Annotated in this window: 11 protein-coding genes; all 11 read right to left on the bottom strand. The window is 73.2% G+C overall.

The annotated features are described in order from the left end of the window. Positions 1-10 precede the first annotated feature (10 nt). On the bottom strand, positions 11-298 hold the full coding sequence (locus Mco01_RS00905) for a YggT family protein (protein WP_036321398.1): 288 nt from the start codon (positions 296-298) through the stop codon (positions 11-13). An 82-nt stretch (positions 299-380) separates the two neighbouring features. Then, positions 381-908, bottom strand: coding sequence for a cell division protein SepF (locus Mco01_RS00910; RefSeq protein ID WP_204054987.1), 528 nt, complete (start codon positions 906-908; stop codon positions 381-383). Positions 909-1,035: 127 nt separating this feature from the next. Further along, positions 1,036-1,776 (bottom strand): YggS family pyridoxal phosphate-dependent enzyme, encoded by a 741-nt coding sequence (locus Mco01_RS00915; protein ID WP_204054988.1) that lies wholly within the window; start codon positions 1,774-1,776, stop codon positions 1,036-1,038. A 39-nt stretch (positions 1,777-1,815) separates the two neighbouring features. After that, complete coding sequence (ftsZ, locus tag Mco01_RS00920) at positions 1,816-3,222, bottom strand: cell division protein FtsZ (RefSeq protein WP_204054989.1); 1,407 nt, start codon at positions 3,220-3,222, stop codon at positions 1,816-1,818. Positions 3,223-3,498: 276 nt separating this feature from the next. Beyond that, complete coding sequence (locus Mco01_RS00925; protein WP_204054990.1) at positions 3,499-4,170, bottom strand: cell division protein FtsQ/DivIB; 672 nt, start codon at positions 4,168-4,170, stop codon at positions 3,499-3,501. 31 nt (positions 4,171-4,201) lie between these two features. After that, complete coding sequence (murC, locus tag Mco01_RS00930) at positions 4,202-5,599, bottom strand: UDP-N-acetylmuramate--L-alanine ligase (protein ID WP_204054991.1); 1,398 nt, start codon at positions 5,597-5,599, stop codon at positions 4,202-4,204. Then, positions 5,596-6,675, bottom strand: a complete 1,080-nt coding sequence (gene murG / locus Mco01_RS00935; protein WP_204054992.1) for an undecaprenyldiphospho-muramoylpentapeptide beta-N-acetylglucosaminyltransferase — start codon at positions 6,673-6,675, stop codon at positions 5,596-5,598. Before murG ends, murC begins: the two co-directional genes overlap by 4 nt. A 61-nt stretch (positions 6,676-6,736) precedes the next feature. Next, on the bottom strand, positions 6,737-7,987 hold the full coding sequence (gene ftsW, locus Mco01_RS00940; protein ID WP_036321411.1) for a putative lipid II flippase FtsW: 1,251 nt from the start codon (positions 7,985-7,987) through the stop codon (positions 6,737-6,739). Beyond that, complete coding sequence (gene murD, locus Mco01_RS00945) at positions 7,984-9,360, bottom strand: UDP-N-acetylmuramoyl-L-alanine--D-glutamate ligase (protein ID WP_204054993.1); 1,377 nt, start codon at positions 9,358-9,360, stop codon at positions 7,984-7,986. Before murD ends, ftsW begins: the two co-directional genes overlap by 4 nt. Then, positions 9,342-10,415 carry a phospho-N-acetylmuramoyl-pentapeptide-transferase gene (mraY, locus tag Mco01_RS00950; RefSeq protein WP_204054994.1) on the bottom strand — a complete coding sequence of 358 codons (1,074 nt, stop codon included), beginning with the start codon at positions 10,413-10,415 and terminating at the stop codon, positions 9,342-9,344. Before mraY ends, murD begins: the two co-directional genes overlap by 19 nt. Then, positions 10,412-11,779: a UDP-N-acetylmuramoyl-tripeptide--D-alanyl-D-alanine ligase gene (locus Mco01_RS00955; protein ID WP_204054995.1), complete on the bottom strand. Its 1,368-nt coding sequence runs from the start codon at positions 11,777-11,779 to the stop codon at positions 10,412-10,414. Before Mco01_RS00955 ends, mraY begins: the two co-directional genes overlap by 4 nt. Positions 11,780-11,832: the final 53 nt, after the last annotated feature.

Genomic DNA, 11,832 nt, shown 5'->3' on the forward strand with positions numbered 1-11,832 from the left:
CGGTGCCCGATCAACGAAGCGCGTTCACAACTTGGATCAAGAGCAAGACCACAATGAACAGCACTGTGAAGCTCAGGTCAAAGGCCACCGTACCCAACCTGAGGGGCGGAATGAAACGGCGGAGGAACTTGAGAGGGGGATCGGTCACCGTGTAGATGACCTCCGCCAGCACCAGGACGAGCCCGGAGGGCCGCCATGCGCGGGCGAACGCCTGCACCGTGTCTATGATCATTCTGCCGATCAGCAGGATCAGGAAGATGAAGAGGAGGAAGACCAAGATCTCACTAATGATCCCCACGGTCGAGCCCCGCCTCCATCTGATCCTGCCGCCTCGGGTACACGCGGGTACCGCTCAGCCGGTCACTGTTCATGATGGAACTCTAGCTCTGGTTGAAGAAGCCGCGTTCCGCGATTCGAGCCTTGTCCTCGGCGGTCACCTCAACGTTGGCGGGGGACAACAGGAACACCTTGTTGGTAACACGTTCGATGCTTCCGTGTAGCCCAAAGACGAGACCTGCCGCGAAATCGACAAGCCGTTTTGCGTCGCTGTCGACCATCTCGGTCAGATTCATGATGACCGGAGTGCCCTCGCGGAAGTGCTCGCCGATCGTGCGCGCCTCGTTGTACGTGCGGGGGTGAAGGGTCGTTATCCGCGCCAGATCGGTCGTACGGCGCTCCATGACGGCCGCCGGGGACCGGGGGGCGGGGACGGGGGCGTCGCCCTCCTCGTCGCGCTCGTGGCCCGCGGCGTGGACCACCGGAGGAGCGGCGAACCCCCGCCGCTGCGACTCGTAGTCCTCGTCGCCGTAGTCCTCGTCGGTGCCGTACTCGGCCGCGTACCTGTCTTCGTAGCGGTCGTCCTCCACGAGACCGAGGTAGACCGCCATCTTGCGCATCGCGCCGGCCATCGCTCGTCGTCCTCCGTGTTACTGGTGCCTGCAAGGTCCCTGGGCAGGGCGGTGGCCGTACCCCCTTGGAGCGCACCGCTGGTCAACCTCTACCTGAGCGCGGACGTCAAGGTCCACTTGGGGGACATTACCTGACGAAGGGCGTCCGGCGGCCGAGCAACGCCGTACCGACGCGCAGGTGTGTCGCGCCGTGCGCTATCGCCTGCGTCATATCTCCGCTCATGCCGGCCGATATCACCCTGGCGGAGGGGTGGTCCTCGCGCAATCGCTCCGCGACGGACCGCAACCGGCCGAACGCCTCCGAGGGCTCGGCGCCCAGAGGGGCGACGGCCATCACCCCGTCGAGCCTGAGCCCCCCGGCCCGGGCGACGGCGTCGGCGAGGGCCGGGACGTCGGCGGGGGCGGCCCCGCCGCGGCCGCCCGGCCCCCCGGCCGAACCGGCCCCCGGGGCCCCGGCGAGCGAGACCTGGATGAGGCAGCCGATCTCCCGGCCGGCCCGGACGGCCTCCCGGGACAGCGCGTCCACCAGCCGCGTCCGGTCGACCGAGTGGATCACGTCGGCGAACGCGACGACCTGCCGGGCCTTGTTGGTCTGTAACTGCCCGATGAAGTGCCACCGCAGGCCCAGCCCGGTGCACTCGGCCGCCTTGGCCGCGGCCTCCTGGTCGCGGTTCTCCCCGATGTCGGTCACCCCGAGCGCGGCCAGCAGCCGTACGTCGGAGGCCGGGTACGTCTTGGTCACGGCGATGACCGTGACCTCCGACCGGGGCCTGCCGGCGGCCCGGCAGGCGTCCTCCACGCGCCGCCCGACCACGGCCAGGGCCGCCGCCAGCTCCTCGCGGCGCCGGTCGGCCGGAGCCTCAGCCACGGGCGGCCCGGGTCGTGCGGGTCGTGCGGGAACGGTCGGTCACTTGAGGAAGTCCGGCACGTCGAGCTCCTCCTCCTGCTCCTCGAACACCACGGGGCGCCGGGGGCCGGGCTGGCTGACGCGCGAGGTGATCGGGGTCGGAGGCTCGGGCGCGGGCCGCGGGATCGACAGCGGCCCGGTCGTCGGGCCCTGATCCGCGCGGCCGGCGCCGTCGGCCGACGGCTCCCGGCCGAACGCGGTCGCCGGCTCCGCCGCCGGGGCCGGCTGGCTCACCTGCTGGACCGGCGGCACGGCGGGCTGGACCGGCTGCTGAGGCGTCGCCGGGACCGGCGGGACCGCCGGGGTGGCGGGCGCCGAGGCCGTGCCCATGACCGGCCGGGCCGGCTGCTCGGCCTGCGGCTCCGGCTTCGCCGGCGCCTGAGGCGCGGCGGGCCGAGCCGCGGCGGCCGGGCGGGCCTGCTGCGGCCGCGTCAGCGGCGCGGCGACCGGCTTGGCCGGGGCCGGCTCGTCGAAGCCGGCCGCGATCACCGTCACCCGGACCTCGTCGCCGAGGGCGTCGTCGATGACCGTGCCGAAGATGATGTTGGCGTCCGAGGCCGCGGCGTTGGACACCAGCTGGGCGGCCTCATTGATCTCGAACAGGCCCAGGTCGGAGCCGCCCGCGATGGACAGCAGCACGCCGTGGGCGCCGTCGATGCTCGCCTCCAGCAGCGGGCTGGAGACCGCCATCTCCGCGGCGGCGACCGACCGGTCGTCGCCCCTGGCGTGGCCGATGCCCATGAGGGCCGAGCCCGCGCCGGACATGACCGACTTCACATCGGCGAAGTCCAGGTTGATCAGACCGGGCGTGGTGATGAGGTCGGTGATGCCCTGCACACCGGACAGCAGCACCTGGTCGGCGGCCTTGAACGCGTCGAGCACGCTCACCTGGCGATCGGAGATCGACAGCAGCCGGTCGTTCGGAATGACGATCAGCGTGTCGACCTCCTCGCGGAGGGTCTCGATGCCGGCCTCGGCCTGCATGGCCCGGCGCTTGCCCTCGAAGCTGAAGGGCCGGGTGACCACGCCGATCGTCAGCGCGCCGAGCGAGCGGGCGATGCTGGCCACGACCGGCGCGCCGCCGGTTCCGGTGCCGCCACCCTCGCCCGCGGTCACGAAGACCATGTCGGCGCCCTTGATGACCTCTTCGATCTCCTCCCGGTGGTCCTCGGCGGCCTTGCGGCCCACCTCCGGGTTGGCGCCCGCGCCGAGGCCCCGCGTGAGCTCGCGCCCCACGTCGAGCTTCACGTCGGCGTCACTCATCAGCAGCGCCTGGGCGTCAGTGTTTATGGCGATGAACTCGACGCCCTTGAGTCCCTCCTCGATCATCCGGTTGACGGCGTTCACTCCGCCGCCGCCGATGCCGACGACCTTGATGACCGCGAGGTAGTTCTGCGGTGCTGCCACGACGAGGGGCCTTTCCGCTCGTTTGCGTTTCATGCGGGCAGGGCCCGCCGTCTTCGTTTGGAACTCTCACCCTCAAGTTGAGATTCAGAGTTATGTCAACCTGAGGATTGATACGGACAGTAGGGTTGCGCCTCCCCCAGGGTCAACTAACCGCGCCGGAAGGCCGTCCGGCGTGTCGCGGGCCGTCCGATTCGCACGATGCCTCGCGAACCGGCCTCGCGCGGCCTTTCCCGCGCATGTCGCGGTGACGTTTCTCACTTCTGCTTCGCAACGCCCTCACCGCACCGTCACCACTCGGGGGGAGCTCACGTCGTACGTCTTCCCGGGCTTGGGGAGCACGGCGACCAGCACACGGGCCTTCTCGGCCGCGCGCCCGGCGTCGCCCCACACGACCGTGCGGCCGTCCGTCAGCCGCAGCGTTATGGAGTCGGGAGACGGGGCCCGCACCTCCCTCAGCCGGTCGAGCAGGTCGGCGGGGAGGGCCCGCAGGACGGCGAGGGCCGACCGGGTGGCCGGGTCGTCGGCGGCCGCCCGCTGCACCCGCAGCACGGGCAGCCGGGGCGGGGCGACCGGGACCTGCTCCAGCACCACGCCGTACCGGTCGATCACGTCGGTGAGGGCGCCCGCCGGGACGGCGGCGGCGGGGACGCGCTCGACCACGTCGATCCGCAGCGTGCCGGGCCAGCCCCGCGCCACGCGGGCCGACTCCACGGCCCGCAGGGCGCTCACGCGCCCCTCCACCGCGCCCAGGTCGACGGTGGCGAGCGGGGTGCCGGTCCGCACCCCCGCCGCGGCCCGCACCTGCTCGGCGGGGATGCGCGTGTTGCCGGTGACCTCCACCTCGCGGACGCCGAGGACGGGCGAGAAGAACACCACCCAGGTGGCGGCGCCGACGACCCCGCCGCTCAGCAGGACCGCCAGGGCCGTGCGCCGGACGGCCCGCCTCACGGGCGCCTCACCGCCGCCCTCGCCGCCGGCCTCACCGCGCGGACAGCTCCGCGACGATGCGGGGGCCGAGTTCCGTCACGTCGCCCGCGCCCATGGTGAGGACGATGTCGCCGGGGCGGGCGCGGCCGGCCACGAGGCCGGGCACGGCGCCCCGGTCGGGCGCGTACACCACCTGTTCGGCGGGCAGCGGCACCTTCCCTGCGACCAGCGCGCCGGAGACCCCGGGCTCGGGGTCCTCACGGGCCCCGTACACGTCGAGGACCACGACCTCGTCGGCCAGCCCGAGCGCCGTGCCGAACTCGTCGGCGAAGAACCGGGTGCGCGAGTAGAGGTGGGGCTGGAAGACCGCGATGACCCGGCCGTCGCCGTTGACCACGTCGCGGGCGGCCCGCAGGTCGGCGGTGAGCTCGGTCGGGTGGTGGGCGTAGCTGTCGAACACCGTCACCCCCGCGGCCTCGCCCTTGGCCTCGAACCGGCGCTTCGCCCCGGTGAAGGCCGACAGACCCTCCCTGATCTCGGCGAACGGCAGGCCCAGCTCCAGGGCGACGGCGATGACGGCGGTGGCGTTGACCGCGTTGTGGCGGCCGGGCACGACCAGGCGCACCGACCCGTGGCCCGCCACGCCGAACTCCACCCCGAGGCCGCGCGGCTCGATGCCGACCGTCCGCACGTCGGCGTCCGGGGACTCGCCGTACGTCACGACGCGCAGGCCGCGGGCGCGGGCGAGGGGGGCGAGCGCGACGGCGCCCGGATCGTCGGCGCACACCACGAGCAGCGACCCGACGCGCTCGACGAAGCGGGCGAAGCTGTCGTGGACGGCCTGGGGGTCGCCGTAGTTGTCCAGGTGGTCGGCCTCGACGTTGGTGACCACGGCGATGCGCGGCGCGAGCATGAGGAACGAGCCGTCGCTCTCGTCGGCCTCGGCCACGAACACGTCGCCGGCGCCGTCGTCGGCCCCGAGGCCGGTGGTGACGAGCTGGCCGCCCACGCAGTAGGACGGGTCCTCGCCGCACTTCTGCAGGGCCACCGTGAGCATGGAGGTGGTCGTGGTCTTGCCGTGGGTGCCGGCGACGGCGATCCCCGTGCGGCCGGCCATCACCGCGGCGAGCGCGGCGGCCCGCGGGATGACCCGCAGGTTCTGCCGCAGCGCCTCCCCCAGCTCGGGGTTGGAGTCGCGGATGGCCGTGGAGACCACGACCGTGTCGACGTCCTTGATGTGGGAGGCGGCGTGCCCGACGTGGATGGCCGCGCCCAGCTCGCGCAGCTCGTGCAGCATGTCGGACGGGCGAGCGTCGCTGCCCGACACCGGGACGCCCCGCTTCAGGAGGATGCGGGCGATGCCGGACATGCCGGCGCCGCCGATGCCGATGAAGTGCACCCGTCCCAGGTCTGCGGCCGGCACGGGGTCCACGAGCTTGACCAGACTCATCGCGAAGCGATCTCCAGCACCTTGCGGGCGAGCGTCACGTCGGCGTCCTTGCGGCCCATCCGTGAGGCGGCCTCGGACATGGCGACCACGCGCTCGGGGTCGTTGAGGATCGGCAGCAGCGTCTCCACGATCCACCTCGCGGACAGCTGCGCGTCGTCGATCATGATCCCGCCTCCCGCCTGCACGATCGGCTGGGCGTTGAGGCTCTGCTCGCCGTTGCCGTGCGGGAGCGGCACGTACGCCGCGGGCAGCCCCACGGCGGTCAGCTCCGCGCAGGTCATGGCGCCGGCCCGGCACAACACCAGGTCGGCGGCGGCGTAGGCGAGGTCCATGCGGTCGACGTACGGGAGGATCACGTACTGCGGGTCGCCCGGCGGGGGCTCCACCGCGACCTCGTTCTTGGGCCCGATCACGTGCAGCACCTGGACGCCGGCCGCCCGCAGGTAGGGGGCCGCCTCCAGCGCGGCGTTGTTGACCGAGCGGGCGCCCTGGGAGCCGCCGAACACCAGCAGCGTGACGCGGTCGGACTCCAGCCCGAAGTACGACCGGGCCTTGTCGCCCAGCGACAGGCGGTCCATCTGGGCGATCTGGCGGCGCAGCGGGATGCCGACGTACTCCGCGTTGGGGAGCGAGGCCTCCGGGTGACCGGTGAAGACGTGATCGGTCAGCCGGGCGCCGAGCCGGTTGGCCAGGCCCGGGCGAGGGTTGGCCTCGTGGACGACGATCGGGACGCCGCGGCGGCGGGCGCCGAGGTAGCCGGGGGTGGCCACGTAGCCGCCGAACCCCACCAGCACGTCGGCCTGGACCTGGTCCAGGATGCCGGCGGCCGCGCCGATCGCCCCGGCGAGGCGGCCGGGCACCGTGAGCAACTGGGGTGTGATCGAGCGGGGCAGCGGCACAGCCGGCACCAGGGCCAGCTCGTATCCCCGTGCGGGCACCAGCCGGGTCTCCAGGCCCCGCTCGGTGCCGAGGCAGGTGATGCCGATCGACGGGTCCTGCTCGCGAAGCGCGTCGGCCAAGGCGAGCGCCGGCTCGATATGGCCGGCCGTCCCGCCGCCGGCGAGGACCACCCTCATGTCACTCCCTGTTCCCACGTCGTTCCGTCTCGTCGCGCGCTGCCGCGCCGCCGCTCCCCCGTCACCGCCTGGCGCGGCCGTTCAGGCCAAGCCAGCTTAGAGCCCGCGCGGCCGGTCCGGGGCCACGGGCCGCCAGCGCCTCGGCCGCGCCCGGCTCGCGTTTGGCGAACGACAGCAACATGCCCAGCGCGCCGAGCGTCGGCAACAGGGCCGACCCGCCGTACGACACGAGCGGGAGCGGGATGCCGGTGATGGGGAAGACGCCGATCACCGCGCCGATGTTGACGATGGCCTGCCCGACGATCCAGGCGACCGACGCGGCGGCCGACAGCCGGATGAACGGGTCGCGGGCCCGGGAGGCGATGCGCAGCCCGGCGTACCCGAGCAGGCCGAACAGCGCGATCACCACCAGCGTCCCCATCAGGCCGAGCTCCTCCCCGAGGATCGAGAAGATGAAGTCGCTCTCGGCGTGGGGCACCCAGTCCCACTTCTGCCGGCTGCTGCCGAGCCCGAGGCCGAACCACCCGCCCGAGCCGATCGCCATCAGCCCCTGGACGGCCTGGAACCCCGTCCCCTGGGCGTTCTCCCACGGGCGCAGGTAGCCCGTCAGGCGGCCCAGTCGGTACGGCTCGACGATGATCATCACCACGGTCGCCATCGCGAGCAGTCCGAGGATGCCGCCGAACAGGCGCACCGGGGCGCCCACCACCCACAGCAGGGCGAGGAAGATCAGCATCAGCACGATCGTCGTGCCGAGGTCGCGGCCGAGCATGACGAGGACCGCGATGATCGCGGTGCCGGGCATCAGCGGGATCAGCAGGTGCCGCCACTCGATCCGGCCGCCCCGCGCCTTCCTGGCGAGCAGGTCGGCCCCCCACAGCACCAGCCCCAGCTTGGCGGGCTCGGACGGCTGCACCGAGATGGGCCCGATCGCGATCCACCGCTGGGCGCCGAGCAGCTCCTGGCCGATGAAGATCACCATCAGCAGGCCGATGATCGACACGGCCATCAGGGGGTAACCGGCGAGGCGGAAGAACCGCTGCGGCATGCGCGAGCACACCCACATCAGGGGGATGCCCAGCGCGACCGACATCGACTGCTTCATGAACCAGTAGAACGGGTTGCCCGTCTTCTGCAGCGCCTCGATGCTGGACGCCGACAGCACCATCATCAGGCCCAGGGCGAGCAGCAGCGCGCTGCAGCCGAGGACCAGGTAGTACGACGTCAGCGGACGGCCGAGCAGCTCCCTGAGCGACGCGAGCTGCGCGCGGGCCCAGCCGCCGGGGGCGGCCGCGGCCGGCTGCGCCGTCACGACTCCGCCAGGCGCTGGACGGCCCGGGCGAAGGCGTCCCCCCGCGCCCCGTAACTGGCGAACATGTCCAGCGAGGCCCCCGCGGGGGCGAGCAGCACGGTGTCGCCCGGGGAGGCGAGCCGGGCGGCTTCTGCGACGACACGGTCCATGACCCCAGTGTCTTGCCCCGGCACGTCCACCACGGGGACGTTCGCGGCGTGTCGCGCCAGCGCCCGGCGGATCGTCTCGCGGTCGGTCCCGAGGAGGACGGCGCCGCGCAGGCGGGGGGCGGCACGCCGGACCAGGTCGTCCACGTCGGCGCCCTTGAGCTGGCCGCCGGCGATCCACACCACCGACGGGTACGCCGCCAGGGACGCGGCGGCCGCGTGCGGGTTGGTGGCCTTGGAGTCGTCCACGTAGTCGACCTCGCCGATCGTGGCCACGTGGGCGATCCGGTGCGGGTCGGGCGTGAACTCGGCCAGACCGCGCCGCACGGCCTCCGGGGGGACGCCGTACGCGCGGGCGAGCGCGGCGGCGGCGAGCGCGTTGGCCACGTTGTGCGGGGCGAACGGCCGGACGTCGGCCAGCTCGCACAGCTCCTCGGCCGAGGCGACCGGGTCGGGGGTGAACGCCCTGTCGACGAGCAGGTCCTCCACCACGCCGAGCTGGCCGGGGCGCGGCACGCCCAGCGTGAAGCCCACCCGCGACCCGTACGGCGCGGCCAGCCGGGTCGACCACTCATCGTCGGCGTTGTACACCACGACCCCGGCGTTGGCGAAGATCCGGGCCTTGGCCGCGGCGTACTCCTCCATCGAGCCGTGCCAGTCGATGTGGTCGGGGGCGACGTTCAGCACGGCCGCCGCGAGCGGCGCGATCGACGACGACCAGTGGAGCTGGAAGCTCGACAGCTCCACCGCCAGCACGTCGTACGGCTCGGCCACGGCCTCCACGATGGGGACGCCGACGTTGCCGACGGCGAGAGCCTTGCGCCCGGCGGCCGACAGCATCGAGGCGAGCATCCGCACGGCGGTCGTCTTGCCGTTGGTGCCGGTGAGCGCGAGCCAGGGGGCGGATCCCTCGCCGCGCAGCCGCCAGGCCAGCTCGACCTCGCCGATCACCTCGACCCCGGCCCGGGCGGCGGCGGTCAGGAGCGGGTGGCCGGGACGCCACCCCGGGGAGGTGACGACGATCTCAGCCCTTTCGGGAAGGGCGGGCTCGCCGAACCGCACCTCGACGCCGAGCGGCGCGAGCTCGGCGGCCACGGCGCGCTGCCGCTCCCCCTCCGCGGCCTCCAGGACGACGACGCGCTCGCCGCCCCGAGCCAGGGCGCGCGCGGCCGCCGCGCCCGAGATCCCGAGACCCGCGACGACGACGCTCACTGCTTGGGCATCCATTCCAGGTAGAACAGGCCGAGCCCGGCGGCGACGCAGAGCGCGGCGATGAGCCAGAAGCGGACGACGATGGTCGTCTCGGCCCAGCCCGACAGCTCGAAGTGATGCTGGAGCGGGGCCATCCGGAACACGCGTCTCCTGGTCATCTTGAAGAAGCCGACCTGGATGATCACCGACATCGTGATGATCGCGAACAGGCCGCCGAGGATGGGCAGCAGGAGCTGGGTCCGGGTGGTGAAGGCGAGACCGGCGATCACGCCGCCGAGCGCGAGCGAGCCGGTGTCGCCCATGAAGATCTTCGCGGGCGGGGCGTTCCACCACAGGAACCCGAAGCAGGCGCCGAGCACCGCCGCGGCGACCACGGCGAGATCGAGCGGATCCCGCACCGAGTAGCAGTTGGGGCCCAGCAGCATCGTGCAGCTGTTGCGCAGCTGCCAGTTGCCGATCAGCACGTACGCGGCGAGGACGAGGCAGGTGGCGCCGGAGGCGAGGCCGTCGAGGCCGTCGGTGAGGTTCACCGCGTTGGAGAAGCCGACGATGAAGAACAGCACCCACAGCGTGAAGCCGAACAGGCCGATCGAGGGCCCGAAGTCGCGCAGGAACGACAGCTTCGTCTCGGCCGGGGTGAGGTCGTAGCCGTTCGGGAACCGCACGATCAGGATCGCGAAGATCGCGCCGACGACGAGCTGCCCGGCCGCCTTGGCGCCGCTGCGCAGGCCGAGGCTGCGCTGCTTGTAGATCTTGATGAAGTCGTCGAGGAAGCCGACCGCGCCGAGGCCGGTCATCAGGAACAGCACGAGCAGGCCCGAGACCGTCGGCGGGTCGGTGACCGCCGACAGCAGGGTCGTGAGGTGGGCCGTGAAGTAGCCGATCAGCGACGCGATGACGATCACCGTGCCGCCCATCGTCGGGGTGCCCTTCTTGTCGTAGTGCCCCGACGGCCCCTCCTCGCGGATGTTCTGGCCGTACCCCCTCCGGGCGAACAGCCGGATCGCCAGCGGCGTGCCGACCATGGAGAGCAGCAGCGATACCGCGGCCGCGATGAGGATGTTCCTCACCGGGCGTCACCTCCGAGGATCGCCGCGGCGACCCGCTCGAGCCCGGCCGCACGCGGCCCCTTCACCAGCACGACGTCGCCCGGCCGCAGACGGCCGGCCAGCTCCGCCGCCGCCGCGCCGACGTCGGGGACGTGGATCGCGCCGGGGGCGCCGGCCAGGACCGGCCCGGCGTCCTCCCCCACCACGACCAGCGCCTCCAGACCGGCGCCGGCGGCGAGCCGCCCGACGCCCTCGTTCAGCTCCGCCGAGTCCTCGCCCAGCTCGCGCAGCGCGGCGATCACGGCGAACCTGCGCCGCCCCTCCCCGATCGCGGCCAGGCTGCCGAAGGCGGCCCGCATGGAGTCGGGGTTGGCGTTGTACGCGTCGTTGATCACCGTCACGCCGTCCGGACGGTCGGTGACCTCCATCCGCCACCGGCTGCGCGGCTCGGCGTTGGACAGCTCGTCGGCGATCGTCGCGACGGGCAGGCCCAGCTCGTACGCCGCGGCGGCGGCGGCCAGCGCGTTGTCGACCGCGTGGGCGCCGTGCAGGCGCAGCCGGACCGGCGCGGCGCCCGACGGCGTGCGCAGCGTGAACGCGGCCCGGCTGCGCTCGTCGACGGTCTCGTCCTCGGCCCGCACGTGCGCCCCGGGCGACCGCCCGAAGTAGGTGACCCTGGCCTCCGTACGGCTCGCCATGGCCGACACGAGGGGGTCGTCGGCGTTGAGCACGGCCACGCCGTCGGACGGCAGCGCCTCGACCAGCTCGCCCTTCGCCCGGGCGATGGCCTCCTTGCCGCCGAACACGCCGAGGTGGGCGGTGCCGACGTTGAGGACGACGCCGATGCGCGGCGGGGCGATCCGCGTGAGGTAGGCGATGTGGCCGACGTTGCGGGCGCTCAGCTCCAGCACGAGGAACCGGGTGGACTCGTCGGCCTTGAGGACGGTCAGCGGGTGGCCGATCTCGTTGTTGTACGACCCGACCGGGGCGATCGTCGGGCCGATGCGGGCGGCGAGCCCGGCCAGCAGGTCCTTGGTGGTGGTCTTGCCCGCGGAGCCGGTCACGCCGACCACGGTCGCGGCGGGGAGCCCGGCCGCGACGGCGGTCGCGAGGTCGGCCAGCGCGGCCACGACGTCGCTCACGATCACGGCGGGGGCCTCGACGGCCCGGGAGGCGAGCACGGCCGTGGCGCCGGCCTCGCAGGCCTGGCGGGCGAAGTCGTGCCCGTCGGCCCGCTCCCCCTTGATCGCCACGAACAGCGAGCCGGGGACGGCGGCCCGCGAGTCGATCACGACGGGCCCGCGGACCACGGCTCCGGGGTCGGCCAGGCCGGTCAGCGCCCCCGACGTGATCTCGGCGACCCGGGCCAGCGGCAACGGGATCATCGGTGTTTCCTGCTCTCTTTCGCGTCGGTCGGCCGGCGGCCGGGCCCCGCGCC

Origin of the sequence: Microbispora corallina (assembly GCF_016863035.1) — a bacterium.
In the GTDB taxonomy this organism is placed as follows: Bacteria; Actinomycetota; Actinomycetes; order Streptosporangiales; family Streptosporangiaceae; genus Microbispora; species Microbispora corallina.

Coding starts and splice junctions, on each gene's coding strand:
- murG (WP_204054992.1), bottom strand. CDS start 6,675: ATGAGGGTGGTCCTCGCCGGCGGCGGGACGGCCGGCCATATCGAGCCG.
- murC (WP_204054991.1), bottom strand. CDS start 5,599: ATGAGTCTGGTCAAGCTCGTGGACCCCGTGCCGGCCGCAGACCTGGGA.
- murD (WP_204054993.1), bottom strand. CDS start 9,360: ATGGATGCCCAAGCAGTGAGCGTCGTCGTCGCGGGTCTCGGGATCTCG.
- Mco01_RS00910 (WP_204054987.1), bottom strand. CDS start 908: ATGGCCGGCGCGATGCGCAAGATGGCGGTCTACCTCGGTCTCGTGGAG.
- Mco01_RS00955 (WP_204054995.1), bottom strand. CDS start 11,779: ATGATCCCGTTGCCGCTGGCCCGGGTCGCCGAGATCACGTCGGGGGCG.